The sequence below is a fragment of the Pseudomonas sp. IT-P218 genome (assembly GCF_949767605.1).
Taxonomy (GTDB): Bacteria; Pseudomonadota; Gammaproteobacteria; order Pseudomonadales; family Pseudomonadaceae; genus Aquipseudomonas; species Aquipseudomonas putida_AE.
In genome coordinates this window covers 137,262-158,159 of the sequence record NZ_CATKQQ010000066.1, presented here as the reverse complement: position 1 = coordinate 158,159, position 20,898 = coordinate 137,262, and the positions used below count along the sequence as shown (strand labels likewise).

Sequence of the window (20,898 nt, the reverse complement as noted above, 5' to 3'; positions counted from 1 at the left end):
ATGAACGAATCATTGACCGCCTTCGAGCTGCTGCTGCAGATCGACCGGCGCTGTCGCTTGCTGGCGGCGGACCTGCCGTCCCAGCCGACCCGGCAGGACAGCTGGAGCGGCATCGGTTTTCGCCTGGGCGAACGCTGGTACGTCGCGCCCATGGGCGAAGTCGGTGAAGTGTTGCACGAGCCGCGGTTTACCCTGGTGCCGGGGGTCAAGCCGTGGGTGAAGGGCGTGGCCAATCTGCGCGGGCGCCTGTTGCCGATCATGGACCTGGCAGGCTTCTTCGGCCACGAGGTTTCGGCGGCGCGCAAGCAGCGGCGCGTGTTGGTGGTGGAACATGACGAGGTGTTTGCCGGGTTGTTGGTCGATGAGGTCTTTGGCTTGCAGCACTTTGCCCGGGGCAGCCTGGAGCCGGCAGACACGTTGAACAGCCCGATTTCACCGTTCATCACGGGCCGGTTTCAGCGTGAACAGACCTGGCAAGTGTTCAGCCTGTTTGCGCTGGCGCGGTCGCAGGGATTCATGAACGTAGCCGTTTAACAGGAACGACACCGATCTAATGTGGGAGCGGGCTTGCTCGCGAAGGCGTCATGCCAGTCGAATTTAATCTTGGATGACACACCGCTTTCGCGAGCAAGCCCGCTCCCATAGGGGATTCTGGTAGGCCCAGAAGTGGGTTAACAGGCGAAGACCGATGACAAAAGCAAAAGCAGGCAAGCCAATGGAAGGGTCGCGCAGTCGATCGCAGATCATCGCGCTGTTCATCGCCCTGATCATCTTCATCATGTTGTTGTTCGCCAACTTCGCGTACCTCAACACCCAGGCTACTTACGACAAACAGTACATCGGCCACGCCGGTGAGCTGCGCGTGCTGTCCCAACGGATTGCCAAGAATGCCACCGAAGCCGCTGCCGGCAAGGCCGCGGCGTTCAAGTTGCTCAGCGATGCGCGCAACGATTTTGCCCGGCGCTGGAGTTATCTGAAGAAAGGCGACCCCGCTACCGGCCTGCCACCGGCACCGGCCAGCGTGCGCCCGGAAATGCGCGCCGTGCAACTGGACTGGGAACGCCTGCTGAAAAACACCGACGCCATCCTGTCCAGCGAGCAGACGGTGTTGTCGCTGCATCAGGTCGCCGCGACCCTCGCCGAAACCGTGCCGCAGTTGCAGGTCGAATACGAAAAAGTCGTCGAAACCCTGCTGCAACGGGGCGCCCCGGCGGCCCAGGTGGCGATGGCCCAGCGTCAATCCCTGTTGGCCGAACGTATTTTAGGCGCGGTCAATACCGTCTTGTCTGGCGACGAAAACTCACAGCAGGCCGCCGATGCGTTCGGCCGTGACGCGGCGCGTTTCGGCCAGGTGCTCAACGGCATGCTCCAGGGCAACGCAGCGCTGCGGGTCAGCCAGGTCGAGGACCGAGACGCGCGTGCGCGGCTGATAGAGATTTCCGAGCTGTTCGAATTCGTATCGGGCTCCGTGGACGAAATCCTCGAAACCTCACCGGAGCTGTTCAAGGTCCGTGAATCGGCGACCAATATCTTCAGTCTCTCGCAAACCCTGCTCGACGAAGCGTCCCACCTGGCCAGCGGTTTCGAAAACCTCGCCGGGGGACGTGACACCGACACCATCGGCGGTTATGTCCTGGGCCTGGCGGCGTTGATGTCGATCATCCTCATCGGCCTGGTGATGGTGCGTGAAACCAATCGCCAGCTGCGCGAAACCGCCGAGAAGAACGAACGCAACCAGAACGCGATCCTGCGTCTGCTCGACGAAATCGAAGACTTGGCCGATGGCGACCTGACCGTGACCGCCACGGTGACCGAGGACTTCACCGGGACCATTGCCGACTCGATCAACTACTCCGTGGATCAATTGCGCGATCTGGTGGCCACGATCAACCTCACAGCCGGGCAGGTCGCCGCCGCCGTGCAGGAAACCCAGGCCACCGCGATGCACCTGGCACAGGCCTCGGAACACCAGGCCCAACAGATTTCCGAAGCCTCCACCGCGATCAACGACATGGCCGAGTCCATCGACCAGGTGTCGGCCAACGCCGCCGAGTCCTCGGCGGTGGCCGAGCGTTCGGTGGAAATCGCCAACAAGGGCAACGAGGTGGTGCACAACACCATCCACGGCATGGACAACATCCGCGAACAGATCCAGGACACCGCCAAACGAATCAAACGCCTTGGCGAGTCTTCCCAGGAAATTGGCGATATTGTCAGCCTGATCGACGACATTGCCGACCAGACCAACATCCTGGCCCTCAACGCGGCAATCCAGGCGTCCATGGCCGGTGATGCCGGACGTGGTTTTGCGGTGGTCGCCGACGAGGTGCAGCGCCTGGCGGAACGTTCGTCCGCCGCAACACGGCAGATCGAGACCCTGGTGCGGGCGATCCAGGCCGACACCAACGAAGCGGTCATCTCCATGGAGCAGACCACCACCGAAGTGGTGCGCGGCGCGCGTCTGGCGCAGGATGCCGGTGTGGCCCTGGAAGAAATCGAAGGGGTGTCCAAGACCCTGGCGGCGCTGATCCAGAGCATTTCCAACGCCGCGCAACAACAGACGTCGTCGGCCGGTCAGATTTCCCTGACCATGAACGTGATCCAGCAGATCACCACGCAGACCTCGTCCGGCTCTACCGCCACCGCCGAGAGCATTGGCAACCTGGCAAAAATGGCCAGCCAGTTGCGGCGGTCGGTGTCCGGGTTCACCTTGCCGGCCACCAAGGCGCAGGTAACGGACAAAGCTTGAACCGCCCCCGGGCATGGCTATCTTGATTGAAGTGGGGATTGGAGTGGTTATGGGTGATCGGCACGACTATGTGGCCCTCGAATGGGTCAAAGGCGAAATTGCCGAAACGCTGAAGCAGGCTCATCACGCGATCGAAACCCAGCTTGATGACCCGCAGGCGACGCACGCCCTGAGCGAATGCCTGGCGTGCATCCATCAGGTTCACGGCAGCCTGCAGATGGTCGAGTTCTACGGCGCGGCCTTGCTTGCCGAAGAAATGGAGCAACTGGTCACCGCCTTGCAACACAATCGCGTTCATCATCGCGACGAAGCGTTGCACCTCATGCTGCAAGCGCTGGGGCAATTGCCGATCTACCTCGATCGCGTGCAAGGCGCCCGCCGCGATTTGCCCTTGGTGGTCTTGCCGCTGATCAACGACCTGCGCAGCGCCCGGGGCGAAAGCCTGTTGTCGGAAACCAGCCTGTTCAGCCCGCAGTTGCTCGGCCTGGCGCCCCTGGACGAAGCGTCCCTGGCGCGGCTGGAGCCGGCGGAATTGCCGAATGTGCTGCGCAAGTTGCGGCAGATGTTGCAGATGGCCCTGGTCGGTTTGCTGCGTGAACAGGACGACGACACTCACCTTGAGTACCTGGCCAAGGTCTTCAGCCGTCTGGAAAACGTGTGCGGTTCAGCGCCCCTGAGCCCGCTGTGGCAGGTCGCTTCGGCGCTGGTCGAAGGCATGCGCGCCGGTGCCATCGGCAACAGCCCGGCCTTGCGCAGCCTGTTCAAGGAGGCTGACAAGGAGCTCAAGCGTCTGCTCGAACAGGGCATGCAGGGCATCAATCAGCCGCCGCCAACCGAGTTGCTCAAGAGTTTGCTGTTCTATATTGCCAAGGCCGAACATCCCACCGGGCAGATGCTGACCATGAAAGATCGCTACGCACTGGATGATGCATTGCCTGACAGCGCGATGGTCGACGAAGAACGCGCACGGCTGGCCGGGCCCGACCGTGACGCCATGCGCTCGGTATTGGCGGCCTTGTGCGAAGAGCTGGTGCGGGTCAAGGAGCACCTCGACCTGTTCGTGCGCAGCGACCGCCAACACGCCTCGGACCTCGACAGCCTGCTGGCGCCCCTGCGGCAGATCGCCGACACCCTGGCGGTGCTGGGTTTTGGCCAGCCACGCAAGGTCATCATCGATCAACTGGCCGTGGTGCTGAGCCTGACCCAGGGACAGCGCGCACCCGATGACGCGATCCTCATGGACGTGGCCGGGGCCTTGCTTTACGTCGAAGCGACCCTGGCCGGCATGGTCGGCACCGTGGAGCCGGAAAGCCAGGAAGACAGCCGCCTGCCCACCACCGACCTGACGCAGATCCACCAGATCGTCATCAAGGAAGCGCGCATCTGCCTGCAGCAGGCCAAGGACATGATCGTCGACTACATCGATGCCGATTGGGACCGACAGCACCTGCAGGCACTGCCGGCCTTGCTCACCCAAGTGCGCGGTGCCCTGGCGATGATTCCGTTGAGCCGGGCGGCGAGCCTGATCGAAACCTGCAATCATTTTATCCGCGAGCACCTGCTGCTCGAACCGGGCCAGCCCGGCTGGCAGGCGCTGGACAGCCTGGCCGACGCTATCACCAGCATCGAGTATTACCTTGAGCGCCTCAGCGACGACCCCCTGGCGCCCGGTGAACAATTGCTCGACGTGGCGCAGCGAAGCCTGGCTGCACTCGGGGTTTTCCCCAGCGAACAACAGGTGCCGGTGCTGGCGGATGTCTTGAGCTCCGGCGAAGCACAGCAACAGCAGGAACGGGATGCCCCGGCCATCGCCCAGAGCCTGGCCGATGTGCTGGCCAACCCGGTCTCGGCCCTGAACCCGCCCGCCCTCGACACGCCGGGCAGCCTGCTGCCGCCGCCGTCAGGCGAAGCGCCGGTGGACGAGGAATTGCGCGAAGTGTTCATCGAAGAAACCGAGGAAGTACTGGAGATCCTTCGTGAGTATTTGCCACGCTGGTCGGGCAATCCCGCCAACCGCTCGGCCCTGAGTGAACTGCGCCGCGCTTTCCATACCCTCAAGGGCAGCGGCCGGATGGTGCGCGCCCTGGTACTGGGCGAACTGGCCTGGGCCATGGAAAACCTGCTCAACCGCATCCTCGAACAGAGCGTGACGCCTGGCGCCAGCGTGCAGCAGTTGCTCGGCGAAGTGCTCGATCTGCTCCCGCAACTGATGGCCGAATATGCCGCCGATGCCCAGCGCCAGCGTGACGATGTCGACCAGCTGGCGGCCCGTGCCCATGCCCTGGCCAAGGGCGCAGCCACGGCAGTGGACGAGGACACCCAGGACGTCGCGGCCCTCGACCCGCTGTTGCTGGAAATCTTCCGCAAGGAAGCCGAGACCCATCTGGGTAGCCTCAACCGCTTTCTCGACCAGGCCGCCGAACACCTCCCGCTGCAGGCCAGCGATGAACTGCAGCGCGCCTTGCACACGCTCAAGGGCAGTGCGTCGGTGGCCGGGGTCCTGCCGATTGCCGAGCTGGCGACGCCGCTGGACCAACTGGCCCGGGAGTACAAGGCTCACCTGATCGCGCTCGATCTGGACGAAGTCGAAGTGCTGCTGGAGGCCGAAGGTTTGTTCCGGCTTGGCTTGCGCCAGCTCAAGAGCGATCCGGTGGCAGAAATTCCCGGTGCGCGGGCCTTGATCGAGCGTGCCAGGGCGCTGCTCGCCGAGCGCCTGCAAACCCTCTCGAACACGCCCAGCAGTGGCCTGCGGATAAAGCGCGACCCGCAGCTGATCAACAACTTCCTGGCCCAGGGCATGGACATCCTGCTGGACGCCGAAAGCCTGTTGCGGCGTTGGCAGCAGCACCCGGGCGAGCGCCAGGAACTCAGTGCACTGCTGGACGAATTGACCACCCTCGGCGAAGGTGCGCACCTGGCCGACCTGCACCCGGTGGATGAACTCTGCGAAGCCTTGCTCGATCTCTACGGCGCGGTGGAAGAGAGCAGCCTGGCAGTCAGCGAAGCGTTTTTCCATGAGGCACAGGGTGCCCACGAAGCGCTGATCAACATGCTCGATGAGTTGGCGGCCGGCCAGGAAGTCAGCCCGCGTCCGGAGCGGGTTCGGGCCTTGCACGGCTTGCTCGACCAGAGCCTCGATCCATCCGCCATGGGCCTGATTCGCAGTGACGGCAGTCGCACCTTGAGCATCCGCGAGCTGGGCGACGCCACCGCTGAACTTGAGCGCACGCTACCCCCCCCTGTGGGAACGAGCGTGCTCGCGATGGACTCACAGGCGCCGCGGTCATCCAATGACAACGCGTCATTGTTGACGTCCATCGCTGGCAAGCCAGCTCCTACAGGGGGGCGCGCCGCCGAACTGGACAACGACATCGTCTCGATCTTCCTCGAGGAAGCCGAGGATATCCTCGAAAGCGCCAACCATTCCCTGCAGCGCTGGCTCAATGACCCGCATAACGCCGCGCCCCTGTCGTCGTTGCAGCGCGATCTGCACACCCTCAAGGGTGGCGCGCGTATGGCCGAGGTCGAGCCGGTCGGCGACCTGGCCCATGAACTGGAAAGCCTCTATGAGGGACTGGTGGATCGCCGTTACAGCCATAGCGAAGCGCTGGCGCAGCTGCTGCAACAGAGCCATGACCGCCTGGCCCAGTTGCTTGAGCAACTGCAAGACCATCAAGTCCTGGGCGATCCCGAGGACCTGATCGAAGCGATTCGCGCCTTCAGGCAAGGTCACGCGAGCAACGCCGAGGTGCTCGAAGCGGCGACCGGCAACGACTCGACCCACCATGACGGCGAGTTGCTGGACATCTTCCTTGAAGAAGGCTTCGACATCATCGAAAGCTCCGGCGCGGCATTGCTGCGCTGGCAGGCGGAGCCGTCGAACCGCCAGGAAATGGAAACCCTGCTGCGCGACCTGCACACCCTCAAGGGCGGTGCGCGCATGGTGGAAATCGCCCCGATCGGCGACTTGGCCCATGAGCTGGAGTATCTCTACGAAGGTCTGTCCACCGGCGTGCTGCAACCCACGCCGGCGTTGTTCGAGCTGCTGCAGCGCAGCCATGACCGCCTGGCCCAGATGCTCGACGCGGCGCGCGCCGGCGAGCCATTGCCGCCGGCCGACCGGCTGATCGACGCGATCCAGAACTTCAGTCACCCGGTACTGGCTGAAACCCCGGCGCCGCTCACCGTGGCGGCGAAAGCCGAGCCACCACAGCTGCAACCCGATGCCGGGGCGGACATGGTCAAGGTCTCGGCGGAGCTGCTCGATGACCTGGTCAACCTGGCCGCTGAAACCTCGATCTTTCGTGGTCGCATCGAACAACAGGTAAACGACGCGCAGGTGGCGCTCAACGAGATGGAAACCACCATCGAGCGCATGCGCGACCAGTTGCGCCGGCTCGATACCGAAACCCAGGGCCGGATCCTCAGCCGTCAGCAGGTCGAGGCCGAGCGCCTGGGTTACGAAGAGTTCGATCCGCTGGAAATGGACCGTCATTCGCAATTGCAGCAACTGTCGCGCGCCCTGTTCGAATCCGCCTCCGACCTGCTCGACCTCAAGGAAACCCTCGACCGGCGCAACCAGGACGCGGAAAACCTGTTGCAACAGCAGGGTCGCATCAACACCGAATTGCAGGAAGGCCTGATGCGCACGCGCATGGTGCCGTTCGAGCGCATGCTGCCGCGCCTCAAGCGCATTGTCCGCCAGGTGGCCGGTGAGCTGGGCAAGGACGTCGAGTTCATCGTCGGCAACGCCGAAGGCGAAATGGATCGCAATGTGCTCGAACGCATGGCGGCGCCGCTGGAGCATATGCTGCGTAACGCCGTCGACCATGGCCTGGAGCCCGCCGACGTGCGGGTTGCGGCGGGCAAACCGGCGCAAGGGCGGATCACTTTGGATCTGTTGCGCGAGGGTGGCGACATCATTTTCGATATTCGCGACGACGGCGCCGGCGTGCCCCTGGAGGCGGTACGGCGCAAGGCGATCAAGCGCGGCCTGCTCGCCCCGGACAGCGTCATCAGCGACCACGACGTGCTGCAATTCATCCTCCAGCCGGGGTTTTCCACGGCCGAGAAAATCACCCAGATCTCCGGGCGAGGGGTCGGCATGGACGTGGTGCACGAAGAAGTGCGGCAACTGGGCGGCACCATGAGCATCGACTCGGTGCCGGGGCAGGGCGTGCATTTTCGCATTCGCCTGCCGTTCACCGTGTCGGTCAACCGGGCCTTGATGGTGCAATGCGCGGAGGATCAATACGCGATTCCGCTGAACACCATCGACGGCATCGTGCGCGTGTTGCCCAATGAACTCGAAGGGCATTTTCGTCTTGATCCGCCGACCTATGAATACGCCGGGCAGCGCTATGAACTGTGTTACCTGGGCGAGTTGCTAAAAACCAGCCCGCGTCCACGGCTGTCGGGCCAGAGCCTGCCGCTGCCGGTGTTGCTGGTGCAGTGCAACGAGCGGCACATTGCGGTGCAGGTGGATGCCATGGCGGGCACGCGCGAGATCGTGGTGAAAAGCCTCGGCCCGCAGTTTTCGGCGGTGCAAGGGGTATCCGGAGCGACGATTCTGGGGGACGGCCGGGTGGTGCTGATCCTGGACCTGCTGGCGCCGGTTCGCGCCATGCAAGCGCGTGCGCCGCAGCGTCCGGCGAGCCACGAAGTCGAGGTCGAGCCGCAGCGGCCGTTGCTGGTGATGGTGGTCGATGACTCGGTCACCGTGCGCAAGGTCACCAGCCGCTTGCTCGAACGCCACGGCATGAACGTGCTGACCGCCAAGGACGGGGTCGACGCCATGCTGCTGCTCGAAGAGCACAGCCCGGACCTGATGCTGCTGGACATCGAAATGCCACGCATGGATGGCTTCGAAGTTGCGACCCAAGTGCGCAACGATGAGCGCCTGCGGCACCTGCCGATCATCATGATCACCTCCCGCACCGGCCAGAAACACCGCGACCGGGCCATGGCCATCGGCGTCAACGACTACCTTGGCAAGCCGTACCAGGAATCGGTACTGCTCGAAAGCATCGCCCTGTGGAGCAAGACCCATGCATGAGCGTCGCCACGACTCGCGCGAAAGCCAGCTCACCGGCCTGCTGCTGCCCCTGGCCGACCGCAACCTGATCCTGCCCAACGTCGCGGTGGCGGAGCTGATCGACTACCAGCCCGCGGCCTTCAACCTGGACTCACCGCCCTGGTACCTGGGCCGGGTAGCCTGGCGCGACCGGCAGATTCCGTTGCTCAGTTTCGAGTCCGCATGCGGGCAGAAAATCGTCATCGGCGAACGCGCGCGAATCGTCATTCTCAATGCGCTCGGCGGTCGTCCCGAACTGAAATTCATCGCGCTGCTGGTGCAGGGAATTCCGCGCTCGTACAAGCTCGACAGCCAGTTGAGCTACGTGGATGTGCCGCTGTGTTCGCTGGAGCAAGCGGCGGTACAGGTGGCGGATCAAGTGGCCAAGGTGCCGGATCTGCTGGCGCTGGAAGAGTTGTTGGTGAGTGCCAGGCTCGTCTGAAGGGCCCCTTCGCGAGCAAGCCCGCTCCCACAGGGTTTTGTGTTCGCCGCAAACCAATGTGGGAGCGGGCTTGCTCGCGAAGGCGGCCTCGCTTGGGGATCTGTGTCTGGGGGATTGGGAGTAACTTTGAACATAGTGAATCTCCGTCTTACGAGTTTTAGCTGCTCCCTTGGGTTCCAATCGAAGGGTGGCAGCTGTACGCAGGTTGGAACCCGGGGTAAACGGACAAAACCCGGCAGACCCGAAGGTCTCCCGCGCACAGCCGCCATAACGGAGTGCACACATTCAAGGTGCGCAAGCATACGTTATGAAAGGCGCTTTTGCGTCGTCTACACCTCGGGGTTCCAAACCCGGTCGCTGAATTGGCAGCGACAGCCAAACAATAAAGATCAACGCAAAAGCGCACCAGTCAGCGGGTTCCGGCATTGCTGTAGGCAGCGATGTCTGGCGTTGTAGCCTTCCACCCCATCCGCGGACAAACGTTTAAACACAAAACCCGATCGGCTGGCGAAGACGTTCACAAGTTGAAGATTCCCCAAAAGGGACCTATCGTTCCCTTTTTGGGGCTTATTGGTTGTCACTGTGCAAAACCTTTCCCTCTGCGAAGCCTTGTTCACGACCACCCAGCAAAAAGTGCTGGGCCTGCTGTTCGGCAAACCCGACCGAAGCTTCTACGCCAACGAGATCGCGCGCTGGGCTCAAGTGGGCAAAGGCAGCCTCATGCGCGAACTGGATCGCCTGCAACGGGCGGGCATACTGACGATGTCCCGCCAGGGCAACCAGACTCACTATCAAGCCAATCCCGAATGCCCGATCTATGCCGAACTTCTGGGCATCACGCGCAAAACCTTCGGTATCGCACAGCCCCTGCGCGACGCACTACAGCCCTTCGCTGATCAACTCGTCTGGGCGTTTATCTACGGGTCGATCGCCAAGGATCAGGCCAACGCATCCAGTGACATTGATCTGATGCTGATCGGGGAGGGGCTGCACTACAGTGAAGTGATGGAACGGCTCTTGCCTCTGGAAGAGCAACTGGGCCGCACCCTCAATCCGACGCTCTACACCCCCGAAGACTGGGCCGCAAAAATAAAGGCTGAAAACAGCTTCGTCGTGCGGGTAGCGCAGCAGGACAAGATCAATCTGATGGGTGAGAACCCTGTGGAGTCCAAGGATGGGCAGCAGCGAGAATCTGGAGAATCTGGTACGTAGCGGTGGGTTGAAGGTCGAGCCGCCGGAACGCAAGGAATGCGAAGGCTTGATGCGTTCGGCAATCGCTCGACTGAAAGATGCACAAACTACTTCTTTGCTGGCGCAGTTGCTGGAAAGTACTGCGCAGCTTTTGATTCGGGTGCAGGAGCAGATGGGCGAACCGTGATGACCCATGGCTCAACGCTTTGGAAACTTTCCTGGCCCCTTCGCGGGCAAGCCCGCTCCCACAGGTATTGTGGTTGCCGCAGATGATGGGCAATACACGGACACTGTAGGAGCGGCGGTGCGACGATTCGACTTGCCCGCGAAGGCGTCAGCCCTGACAACGCAACTTTTCCGGTTCATTAACCTGAGCGTAACAATCCACCACTCTGCTTGATTGATGCCCCCACCCAACGCTCCTACTGTGACCCCCACGACAGCGAACCCGTGGAGTGGTCATGACAACAACAATTTCCCCCGACTCGCGATGGACGCGGCGGCGCAGCGAGAAGCAGCGGCGTCTTGCGCAGGTGCGAGACCTGGCTGACGGTGTGGTGTTGCCCACCGACAAGATCGTGGCGGCGCTGGAGGCGTTGATAGTGCCCGGTGATCGTGTGGTGCTGGAGGGCAACAACCAGAAGCAGGCGGATTTTCTTTCCCGTTCCCTGGCCAAGGCCGACCCCGCGAAGCTGCATGACCTGCACATGATCATGCCCAGCGTCGGTCGCTCCGAGCACCTGGACCTGTTCGAACGCGGCATCGCCCGCAAGCTCGATTTCTCCTTCGCCGGCACTCAGAGCCTGCGCATCAGCCAGTTGCTGGAAGACGGCCTGCTGGAAATCGGCGCGATCCACACTTACATCGAGCTCTATGCGCGGCTGGTGGTCGACCTGATTCCCAACGTAGTGCTCAGCGCCGGTTTCATGGCCGACCGCGCCGGCAACATCTATACCGGGCCCAGCACCGAAGACACCCCGGCGCTGATCGAGCCGGCCGCCTTCAGCGATGGCATCGTCATCGTCCAGGTCAACCAGTTGGTGGACGATGTCAGCGACCTGCCGCGGGTCGACATTCCCGCTTCCTGGGTCGATTTCGTGGTGGTGGCCGACAAGCCGTTCTACATCGAACCGCTGTTCACCCGCGATCCCCGGCACATCAAGCCGGTGCACGTGCTGATGGCTATGATGGCGATTCGCGGGATCTACGAAAAACACAACGTGCAGTCGCTCAACCACGGCATCGGCTTCAACACCGCCGCCATCGAACTGATCCTGCCCACCTACGGTGAATCCCTGGGCCTGAAAGGCAAGATCTGTCGCAACTGGACGCTTAATCCGCACCCGACTTTGATCCCGGCAATTGAAAGCGGCTGGGTCGAAAGCGTGCATTGCTTCGGCACCGAACTGGGCATGGAAAACTACATCGCCGCCCGGCCGGACGTGTTCTTCACCGGGCGCGACGGCTCCCTGCGCTCCAACCGGATGTTCAGCCAACTGGCCGGGCAATACGCGGTGGACCTGTTCATCGGTGCGACCCTGCAAGTCGACGGCGATGGCCATTCTTCAACCGTGACCCGCGGTCGCCTGGCCGGTTTTGGTGGCGCGCCGAACATGGGCCACGACCCGCGCGGTCGCCGCCACGGCACGCCAGCCTGGCTCGACATGCGCCACGCCGACGCGGCCGAGCCGATGCTCGAACGCGGCAAGAAACTGGTGGTGCAAATGGTCGAGACCTTCCAGGAGGGCGGCAAACCGACCTTCGTCGAAACCCTTGACGCGGTGGAGGTGGCGAAGAAAAGCGGCATGCCGCTGGCGCCGATCATGATCTACGGCGACGACGTCACCCACCTGCTGACCGAGGAAGGCATCGCCTACCTGTACAAGGCCCGTTCGCTGGAAGAGCGCCGGGCCATGATCGCTGCGGTTGCCGGGGTGACCGCCATCGGCCTGCGCCACAACCCAAAAGATACCGTGCGCATGCGCCGCGAAGGCTTGATCGCCTTGCCCGAAGACCTCGGCATCCGCCGCACCGACGCCACCCGCGAGTTGCTTGCCGCGAAAAGCGTGGCGGACCTGGTGGAGTGGTCCGGTGGCCTCTACAACCCGCCCGCCAAGTTCAGGAGCTGGTAATGCACGCACTCAACCTGCAAGCGAAAACCCTGAGTCTGGCCGAGCGCCTGGCGGACCTTGCGGTGGACGCGCTGATCGACGAGGCGGACCTGTCGCCCAAACCAGCGCTGGTCGACCGTCGCGGCAACGGTGCCCATACCGATCTGCACCTGGGGCTGATGCACGCCTCGGCGCTGGCCTTGTGGCCGGCGTTCAAGGAAATGGCTGAAGCCGCTATTGAAATTGGCGAGGTCGGCTTGCCGCTGCGCGAAGCCATTGGCCTGATCGGGCGGGAAGGCGAACAGGCGATGCTCGCCACCACCCACGGCGTGAATACCCATCGTGGGGCGATCTGGGCATTGGGCCTGCTGGTTGCCGCGGTTGCGCTTGAGCCGCTATCCACTGCCGCCGGCTCTGTCGCCTTGCGAGCCGCACGCCTGGCCCTGCTCGATGATCGTTACGCACCGCGTCCGCTTAGCCACGGTGCCCAAGTCGCTCAACGTTACGGAGCGCGTGGTGCCCGTGAAGAAGCGCAGCTCGGTTTCCCGGCGATAACTCAACGCGCACTGCCGCAACTCAAGTGCAGCCGCGCGGCCGGCCATGGCGAACAGAACGCCCGGCTCGATGCGCTGCTGGCAATCATGACCAACCTGGCTGACACCTGCGTGCTGTACCGCGCCGGGGAAGAGGGCCTGCACGCCATGCAGCTGGGCGCCCAGGCCGTGCTCGATGCGGGTGGCAGTGCCAGCCTCGCCGGGCGTCGTCGGCTGCATGAGCTGGACCAACAATTAATCGCATTGAATGCCTCGCCCGGTGGTGCTGCCGACCTGCTCGCAGCCTGCCTGTTCATCGATCGTATCGAGTCCGGCGACGGCATCATCCACTGCCATTCATAAAGGGAAGCTTTTTGATGGAAACCTTATCCTTTGAATTTCCCGCCGGGCAGCCGCCACGCGGTCGCACCCTGGTGGGGTGTGTCGGCTCGGGCGATCTGGAAGTGCTGATCGAACCGGGTCAGGCCGGCAAGCTGACCATCACCGTGCAGACCTCGGTCAATGGCAGCGAACAACGCTGGCAGCACCTGTTCGCACGGATGTTCGACGGTCAGACCATGCCTGCGATGGACATCGATATCCACGATTTCGGTGCCACCCCAGGCGTGGTCCGCCTGCGCCTGGAGCAGGGCTTCGAGGAGATCGGCCATGACTGACAGCACAGCACTTCTGCACAAGCACAGTTTTGTTGAGCTGGGCGCGCGGCAACGGGCCAAAGCCTTGCTCGATGCCGGCACCTTTCGCGAATTGCTCGACCCGTTCCAGCGGGTCATGTCGCCATGGCTGTCGCGCCAGGGCGTGGTGCCACAGGCCGATGACGGCGTGGTCATCGCCAAAGGTACTCTGGAAGGTTTGCCGGTGGTGATCGCGGCCATCGAAGGGGCCTTCCAGGGCGGCAGCCTCGGCGAAGTCGGCGGGGCAAAAATCGCCGGCGCTCTGGAGCTGGCCGCCGAGGATAACCGCAAGGGCATCCCGACCCGCGCCGTGTTGCTGCTGGAAACCGGTGGCGTGCGTTTACAGGAAGCCAACCTCGGATTGGCTGCGATTGCCGATATTCATGCGGCGATTGTCGATTTGCGCCAGTACCAGCCAGTGGTTGGTGTAGTAGCCGGCAGCGTGGGTTGCTTCGGCGGCATGTCGATTGCCGCCGGGCTGTGCAGCTATCTGCTGGTGACCCAGGAAGCGCGACTCGGGCTGAACGGCCCACAGGTGATCGAACAGGAGGCGGGGCTCGAGGAATACGACTCGCGGGATCGCCCCTTCATCTGGAGCCTCACCGGCGGCGAGCAACGTTTTGCCACGGGGCTGGTGGATCGCTACGCCGATGACGACGTGGCGCAGATTCGCCAGCAGGTCGGCGAACTGCTAAAGCAGGGTTTGCCCGCTCAACAACGCAGCACCCAGGCCGAGCTGTTTCTGCAACGGCTGGCGCGTCTGGATGCCGAACCGCAAATCGAGCCGGCCACGGTTCGCGACCTGTATCAAGGAGAGCGCCCATGAGTGTCTATTCCCTCAGAGGCTTGAACTGGTTCAACGCCTTGGCTGCCGATGCCCGGCCAGTGGTTGGTTTGCCGGCCTCGCTGAAAGTGGCGGATGGACTTCTAGGTGATCAACCCGTGCGGTTTATCGCCGTGGTGGCCGATCCGGACAACCGATTCGTTCGCGCCCGCAACGGTGAAGTCGGTCTGCTCGAAGGCTGGGGCCTGGCCAAGGCGGTGGACGAAGTCATCGCCGCCGATCAGGACAAACCGCAAAAGCGCGCCTTGATCGCCATCGTCGACGTGCCGAGCCAGGCCTATGGTCGCCGTGAAGAGGCACTCGGCATTCATCAGGCCTTGGCCGGTGCGGCGGACAGTTATGCCCGCGCCCGTTTGGCCGGGCATGCCGTCATCGGTCTGCTGGTGGGCAAGGCCATGTCTGGTGCCTTTCTCGCCCATGGCTATCAGGCCAACCGGCTGATTGCCCTGCGCGATCCGGGCGTGATGGTGCACGCCATGGGCAAGGCCTCGGCGGCGCGGGTGACCTTGCGCAGTGTCGAAGAGCTGGAAACCCTGGCCGCCAGCGTGCCGCCGATGGCCTACGACATCGACAGCTATGCCAGCCTCGGCCTGCTCTGGGAAACCCTGGCGGTGCAGCAGATCGAACAGCCCACCGCGGCGGATCTGGCGCGGGTGAGCGAGTGCCTGGCCCAGGCGATTGATGATGTTGCGCGCAATGGCACGGATCTCAGCGGTCGCCTCGGCGCGGCCCATCGTGCGGCCTCGAGCAAGGTCCGCCAATTGCTGAGGGAGCAGTGGTGAGCGGGTTCCTGGCCCACGACCTGCTGTGGGGCATGACCCCGCAGCCGCTGCCGGTGGATGCGCCTGCCTGGGTGGTTGAGTCCATCTGCGCCGGTCAGCCCGTGGTGGTGCGCCGTGCGCTGTCGACGGCGGATCGGATTGCGGTTGGCGTGCGGGGTCGTTTGCGTGAGCAGCGTTATGGGACGTCGATGGCGATGTCGGCGATCAGCCGTCGTGTCAGCCCGGAAGAGCTGTGTCATGTCGATAGCCACCGTGACCTGCCGGCGCTTGAGGCCTTGGCTCAATTGCGCCCCGTACTCGATGCCTGTGGTTGGGTCTGGGGCGTCAGCGGCAGTGCCGGGTTCGAGTTGGCCAGCGGCTTTGCGGCCCTCCATGAGGCCAGCGATCTGGATCTTATTCTGCGCACGCCACACCCTCTGGCGCGTGATCAGGCTCGGGAGCTGGTGGCATTGCTCGATGCGACTCCGTGTGTGGTGGACATGCAGTTGCAGACCTCGTTTGGTGCGGTCGCCTTGCGTGAATGGGCGGGTTCTTCCACTCGGGTTCTGCTCAAGAATGCAACGGGAGCCCGCTTGGTGATCGACCCATGGAACCCGCAGGAGCAGGCAGCGTGAGCAGCTTGCTGGTGTTCCCGGGTCAGGGGGCGCAGCGGCCGGGCATGCTCAAGGGTTTGCCTCGGGAAACCCTGAGCGAAGCCAGCGATGTGTTGGGCGAAGACGTACGGCTGCTGGACTCTGCCCAAGCGCTGCAATCGACAAGGGCGGTGCAGCTCTGCCTGTTGATCGCCGGTGTGGCGGCTGCACGGCAGTTGTCATTGCCGACCGATTACGTCGCCGGGCTTTCCATCGGTGCCTACCCGGCCGCGGTGGTCGCCGGTGCCCTGGCGTTCAGCGATGCGCTGCATCTGGTCAGCCTGCGCGGTGAGTTGATGCAGCAGGCGTATCCACAGGGCTACGGAATGACCGCGATCATCGGCCTGGACCTGGCGGTGGTGGAGGGCTTGCTGGCCCAGGTTCACAGCGTCGATACGCCTGTGTACCTGGCCAATATCAACGCCGACAACCAGGTGGTGATTGCCGGCAGTGACGCGGCGATGAAAGCGCTGGCCGAGCTGGCAAAAGCGCGTGGGGCAGGGCTGGCCAAGCGTCTGGCGGTGAGTGTGCCGTCGCACTGCCCGCTGCTGGATGCGCCGGCGCAAACCCTCGCCGCAGCCTTCGCCAATGTGAAGCTGCAAACGCCGAAGATCGGTTACCTGAGCGGCAGTCGCGCGCGCCCGGTGATCAAGGTCGACGCCTTGCGCGACGACCTGGCCTTCAACATGTGCCGCGTGGTGGATTGGCGCGGCACGGTGCAAAGCGCTTACGAGCGCGGCGTACGTCTGCAGATCGAACTGCCGCCCGGTGCGGTGTTGACCGGGCTGGCGCGCCGGGTATTCGAACAGGGCACCGTGATCGCGTTCGACGGTGCCCGGCTCGATACCCTGCAGGCGCTGTTGCGTGAGGAGGGACTGCGCCACCCCTAGACACCCTGAGGCTTCGAACAACAAGAACAACATTCGACGATGCACTTTGAGGACGACAACAATGATTATTTACGGTGTGGCGCTGCTGGCGATCTGTACGCTGGCAGGGGTGATCATGGGTGACATGCTCGGCGTCCTGCTGGGGGTCAAATCCAACGTCGGCGGGGTCGGGATCGCGATGATCCTGTTGATCTGCGCGCGGTTGTGGATGCAAAAACGCGGCGGCATGACCAAGGATTGCGAAATGGGCGTTGGCTTCTGGGGTGCCATGTACATTCCGGTGGTGGTGGCGATGGCCGCGCAACAGAACGTAGTCACGGCCTTGCACGGCGGGCCGGTGGCGGTGCTGGCGGCGATCGGCTCGGTGGTGGTGTGCGGCTGCACCATTGCCCTGATCAGCCGGACTCACAAAGGCGAACCCTTGCCCGATGAACCGGCGGAAATTTCCCCCGTCGGCACGCCAGTAGGAGGTCGCTGATATGTGGGATCTCATCGAGAAAGGCCTGGAACACAACGGACTGGTCACGGCATTCGCCTTCGTCGGCGTGATCATGTGGGTGTCAGTCATCCTCTCCAAACGCCTGACCTTCGGGCGCATCCATGGCTCGGCGATTGCGATCGTCATCGGCCTGGTCCTGGCCTGGGTCGGCGGTACCATGACCGGCGGACAAAAAGGCCTGGCGGACCTGACGCTGTTCTCCGGCATCGGCCTGATGGGCGGCGCCATGCTGCGGGACTTCGCGATTGTCGCCACGGCGTTCGAAGTGCAGGCCACCGAAGCGAAAAAGGCCGGCTTGATCGGCGTGATCGCGCTGCTGCTGGGCACGGTGCTGCCGTTCATTGTCGGCGCGTGCATGGCCTGGGTGTTCGGTTATCGTGATGCGGTGAGCATGACCACGATTGGCGCGGGGGCGGTGACCTACATCGTCGGGCCGGTGACCGGTGCGGCGATTGGCGCGACCTCGGATGTGATGGCGCTGTCGATTGCCACCGGGTTGATCAAGGCGATCCTGGTGATGGTCGGCACGCCGATGGCGGCGCGCTGGATGGGCCTGGATAACCCGCGTTCGGCGATGGTATTTGGTGGGCTGGCTGGCACGGTGAGCGGTGTGACGGCGGGGCTGGCGGCGACGGATCGGCGGTTGGTGCCTTATGGTGCGTTGACGGCGACATTCCACACCGGGCTTGGGTGCTTGTTGGGGCCTTCGTTGCTGTACTTCATTGTTCGGGGGATTGTTGGCTGATTTCAGATTTTGAGTTGTCTGGGCTGACGCCATCGCCAGCAGGCTGGCTCCCACAGGGGGAATAGGGTTTGCACACCCACTGTGGGAGCCAGCCTGCTGGCGATGGGGGCGACGCGGTTTCAAGCCTGGCGATTGGCATACATCCGACACTCCGCCAGCAACGCCAGCAAATTCGGATCGCGCTCCTTGGCCTTCAGGAACACCACGCCAATGTGCTGTTGCAACCGATACTTCTCCTGCAGCGCAATCAGCTTCACCCGGTTCTCATACACCGCCGCAATCCGCCCCGGCAGCAACGCATACCCGACGCCCGAGCTGACCATGCTCAGCAGGGTGAAGATGTCGTTGACCTGCATCGCCACTTTCGGCTCGAACCCTGCCTGCTCGAATACCCGCTTCCCGTCCTGATGCGTGGCGAAGCCCTGGGTCAGGGTGATGAAGGTTTCGTCGCGGACCTCGGCCAGGTCGACTTCGCTGCGCTGGGCGAACCTGGAGTCGGCGGGCGTGGCGAGGAAGATGTCGTCGGAAAACAGCGGGATCTGCTCGCAATCCGGGTCGTTGATGCTCTCGTCCAGGGACACCAGGATCGCGTCGACTTCCATGTTCTTGAGCTTGTACAACAGGTCGAAGTTGGAGCCCAGGATCAGGTCGATGTTGAGTTCGCTGCGGCGGATCTTCAGGCCCATGATCAGCTGCGGCACGGTCTTCACCGTCAGTGAGTACAGCGAGCCCAGCTTGAAACGTTCCGCGGAAAAGCCGGCGGCTTCGCGGGTCAGGCGCACGGTTTCCACCACATCCTGAATCAGCTTCTGCGCCCGTTCTTCGAGCACGTAGGCGCTTTCCAACGGCGTCAGGTTACGCCCCTCGTGCTTGAACAAGGGGCAGCGCAGGGCGCTTTCAAGGGAGTGGATGGCCCGATGTACGCTAACGTTACTGGTCTGCAATTCGGCAGCGGCGCGGGCCAGGTTGCCTGTGCGCATGAAGGCCAGGAACACCTCGAGTTTTTTCAGGGTCAACTCTTCATCGATCAGCATGGGGTGGACTCTTTTTGGAATAACCCGATTGTGCACGCATGCGGGTTGAATCGCGCAATCGCGCTTTATCGATTTTCGAGGTGGGGTAAACGATGTATCACGGGGAAAGATTGAACGCCTGGACGCATCTGGTCGGGGCAGTGGCGGCGTTTGTCGGTGGTGTGTGGCTGATCGTGGTCGCCAGCCTCGACGGCAGTCCGTGGAAGATCGTCAGCATGGCGATCTACGCCTTCACCTTGCTGGTGCTGTACAGCGCATCGACCGTGTACCACAGCGTGCGCGGACGCAAGAAAGCGATCATGCAGAAGGTCGATCACTTCTCGATCTACCTGTTGATCGCCGGCAGCTACACGCCGTTCTGCCTGGTGACCCTGCGCGGGCCCTGGGGCTGGACCTTGTTCGGGATTGTCTGGGGGCTGGCGCTGATCGGCATCCTGCAGGAAATCAAGCCGAGGTCGGAAGCGCGGGTCCTGTCGATCGTGATCTATGCGGTGATGGGCTGGATCGTACTGGTGGCGGTCAAGCCGTTGCTGGCGGCACTCGGTACTACCGGGTTTGCGTGGCTGGCGTCGGGAGGGATGTTTTACACCGTAGGCATCATCTTTTTTGCCTTGGACAGTCGACTGCGCCACGCCCACGGGATCTGGCACCTGTTTGTCATCGCCGGGAGCCTGCTGCACTTTGTGGCGATTTTCTTTTACGTCCTTTAGACCGCGTCGCGGCCATCGCCAGCAGGCTGGCTCCCACAGGAGATTTCCAGTGAACTCGAAACGGTGAACACCCAAAATTCAATGTGGGAGCCAGCCTGCTGGCGATAGCGTCCTAGAAGTCACCCCAGAGCTGCTGGGCCACTGCCAGTGCCACAACCGGCGCGGTTTCGGTGCGCAACACTCGCGGGCCGAGGCGGGCGGCATGGAAGCCGCTGGCCTTGGCCTGATCGACCTCGGCATCGGACAAACCACCCTCCGGCCCAATCAAGAACGCCAGCGTCCCGGGCTTGGCGTGGCTCACCAACGGCTCGGCCACCGGATGCAGCACCAATTTCAACTCGGCCTCAGTCTGCTTGATCCAGTCACCCAACAGCACCGGCGGATGAATCACCGGTACCCGTGAGCGGCCGCATTGCTCGCAAGCGCTGATCGCCACCTGGCGCCAGTGCAGCAGGCGTTTGTCGGCGCGTTCGTCCTTGAGGCGTACTTCGCAGCGTTCACTGAAGATCGGGGTGATTTCAGTCACGCCCAGTTCGGTGGCTTTCTGGATTGCCCAGTCCATGCGCTCGCCACGGGACAAGCCTTGGCCGAGGTGGATCTGCAAGGGCGATTCCACCTGCCCGGCGAACTGCTCGTTGATCTGGACGACCACGCGTTTTTTCCCGACCTCCACGAGTGTGCCGCGAAATTCATGGCCGGAACCGTCGAACAGTTGCAACGCATCGCCCTCGGCCATGCGCAGCACGCGACCGATGTAATGGGCCTGGGCCTCGGGCAACTCGTGCTCGCCGGTGCTCAGGGGGGCGTCGATGAAGAAGCGGGACAGTCTCATGCGGGATCTCTGAAAAAGGGTGTGTAGCGTCTGAAGGTCGGGCCGACCTTATCGCTGGCAAGCCAGCTCCTACAGAATATGTGGTTGCGGCAAAAAAGTGGGGCGACATCCGACCTGTAGGAGCTGGCTTGCCAGC

Annotated in this window: 18 protein-coding genes; 16 read left to right on the top strand and 2 right to left on the bottom strand. The window is 63.1% G+C overall.

All coding sequences use genetic code 11. The annotated features are described in order from the left end of the window. The 15 genes from ACM6I6_RS25160 (at nucleotide 1) to madM (ending at nucleotide 18,186) form a co-directional block, all read left to right on the top strand. Nucleotides 1-534 (top strand): chemotaxis protein CheW, encoded by a 534-nt coding sequence (locus ACM6I6_RS25160; RefSeq protein WP_274075639.1) that lies wholly within the window; start codon nucleotides 1-3, stop codon nucleotides 532-534. 154 nt (nucleotides 535-688) lie between these two features. Beyond that, entirely contained in the window at nucleotides 689-2,749 is a 2,061-nt protein-coding gene (locus ACM6I6_RS25155; protein WP_406591758.1) for a methyl-accepting chemotaxis protein, read from the top strand. 49 nt (nucleotides 2,750-2,798) lie between these two features. Continuing rightward, nucleotides 2,799-8,804 (top strand): Hpt domain-containing protein, encoded by a 6,006-nt coding sequence (locus tag ACM6I6_RS25150; RefSeq protein WP_414920863.1) that lies wholly within the window; start codon nucleotides 2,799-2,801, stop codon nucleotides 8,802-8,804. Then, nucleotides 8,797-9,264 carry a chemotaxis protein CheW gene (locus tag ACM6I6_RS25145; RefSeq protein ID WP_414920862.1) on the top strand — a complete coding sequence of 156 codons (468 nt, stop codon included), beginning with the start codon at nucleotides 8,797-8,799 and terminating at the stop codon, nucleotides 9,262-9,264. Before ACM6I6_RS25150 ends, ACM6I6_RS25145 begins: the two co-directional genes overlap by 8 nt. Nucleotides 9,265-9,846: 582 nt before the next feature. After that, on the top strand, nucleotides 9,847-10,476 hold the full coding sequence (locus tag ACM6I6_RS25140; RefSeq protein WP_323606611.1) for a transcriptional regulator: 630 nt from the start codon (nucleotides 9,847-9,849) through the stop codon (nucleotides 10,474-10,476). Beyond that, the gene (locus tag ACM6I6_RS25135; RefSeq protein WP_414920906.1) at nucleotides 10,439-10,642 is read left to right on the top strand and encodes a hypothetical protein; all 204 of its coding nucleotides are present in this window, start codon (nucleotides 10,439-10,441) and stop codon (nucleotides 10,640-10,642) included. The genes ACM6I6_RS25140 and ACM6I6_RS25135 overlap by 38 nt, the downstream gene beginning before the upstream one ends. Nucleotides 10,643-10,916: 274 nt before the next feature. Beyond that, on the top strand, nucleotides 10,917-12,587 hold the full coding sequence (mdcA, locus tag ACM6I6_RS25130; protein WP_414920861.1) for a malonate decarboxylase subunit alpha: 1,671 nt from the start codon (nucleotides 10,917-10,919) through the stop codon (nucleotides 12,585-12,587). Further along, nucleotides 12,587-13,462 carry a triphosphoribosyl-dephospho-CoA synthase gene (locus ACM6I6_RS25125; protein WP_323606608.1) on the top strand — a complete coding sequence of 292 codons (876 nt, stop codon included), beginning with the start codon at nucleotides 12,587-12,589 and terminating at the stop codon, nucleotides 13,460-13,462. Before mdcA ends, ACM6I6_RS25125 begins: the two co-directional genes overlap by 1 nt. A 14-nt stretch (nucleotides 13,463-13,476) precedes the next feature. Next, nucleotides 13,477-13,776 (top strand): malonate decarboxylase subunit delta, encoded by a 300-nt coding sequence (locus tag ACM6I6_RS25120; protein ID WP_323606607.1) that lies wholly within the window; start codon nucleotides 13,477-13,479, stop codon nucleotides 13,774-13,776. Next, a complete protein-coding gene (locus tag ACM6I6_RS25115) occupies nucleotides 13,769-14,620 on the top strand; it encodes a biotin-independent malonate decarboxylase subunit beta (protein WP_323606606.1) in 852 nt (283 codons plus the stop codon). The genes ACM6I6_RS25120 and ACM6I6_RS25115 overlap by 8 nt, the downstream gene beginning before the upstream one ends. After that, nucleotides 14,617-15,420 carry a biotin-independent malonate decarboxylase subunit gamma gene (mdcE, locus tag ACM6I6_RS25110; RefSeq protein WP_323606605.1) on the top strand — a complete coding sequence of 268 codons (804 nt, stop codon included), beginning with the start codon at nucleotides 14,617-14,619 and terminating at the stop codon, nucleotides 15,418-15,420. The genes ACM6I6_RS25115 and mdcE overlap by 4 nt, the downstream gene beginning before the upstream one ends. Continuing rightward, the gene (locus tag ACM6I6_RS25105) at nucleotides 15,414-16,034 is read left to right on the top strand and encodes a malonate decarboxylase holo-ACP synthase (RefSeq protein WP_323606604.1); all 621 of its coding nucleotides are present in this window, start codon (nucleotides 15,414-15,416) and stop codon (nucleotides 16,032-16,034) included. Before mdcE ends, ACM6I6_RS25105 begins: the two co-directional genes overlap by 7 nt. Further along, complete coding sequence (gene mdcH, locus ACM6I6_RS25100; RefSeq protein WP_414920860.1) at nucleotides 16,031-16,942, top strand: malonate decarboxylase subunit epsilon; 912 nt, start codon at nucleotides 16,031-16,033, stop codon at nucleotides 16,940-16,942. Before ACM6I6_RS25105 ends, mdcH begins: the two co-directional genes overlap by 4 nt. A 61-nt stretch (nucleotides 16,943-17,003) precedes the next feature. Then, nucleotides 17,004-17,420, top strand: coding sequence for a malonate transporter subunit MadL (gene madL, locus ACM6I6_RS25095; protein ID WP_008063455.1), 417 nt, complete (start codon nucleotides 17,004-17,006; stop codon nucleotides 17,418-17,420). Between the two features lies 1 nt (nucleotide 17,421). After that, nucleotides 17,422-18,186 (top strand): malonate transporter subunit MadM, encoded by a 765-nt coding sequence (gene madM, locus ACM6I6_RS25090; protein WP_020797401.1) that lies wholly within the window; start codon nucleotides 17,422-17,424, stop codon nucleotides 18,184-18,186. A 119-nt stretch (nucleotides 18,187-18,305) separates the two neighbouring features. Here madM and ACM6I6_RS25085 read toward each other — a convergent pair whose 3' ends face one another. After that, nucleotides 18,306-19,220, bottom strand: a complete 915-nt coding sequence (locus ACM6I6_RS25085) for a LysR substrate-binding domain-containing protein (RefSeq protein WP_274075626.1) — start codon at nucleotides 19,218-19,220, stop codon at nucleotides 18,306-18,308. Nucleotides 19,221-19,312: 92 nt separating this feature from the next. Here ACM6I6_RS25085 and trhA point away from each other — a divergent pair, with 92 nt between their 5' ends. Continuing rightward, nucleotides 19,313-19,930 carry a PAQR family membrane homeostasis protein TrhA gene (gene trhA, locus ACM6I6_RS25080; RefSeq protein WP_414920859.1) on the top strand — a complete coding sequence of 206 codons (618 nt, stop codon included), beginning with the start codon at nucleotides 19,313-19,315 and terminating at the stop codon, nucleotides 19,928-19,930. Between the two features lie 112 nt (nucleotides 19,931-20,042). Here trhA and ACM6I6_RS25075 read toward each other — a convergent pair whose 3' ends face one another. Then, nucleotides 20,043-20,762 (bottom strand): 16S rRNA (uracil(1498)-N(3))-methyltransferase, encoded by a 720-nt coding sequence (locus ACM6I6_RS25075; RefSeq protein WP_274075624.1) that lies wholly within the window; start codon nucleotides 20,760-20,762, stop codon nucleotides 20,043-20,045. Nucleotides 20,763-20,898 lie beyond the last annotated feature (136 nt).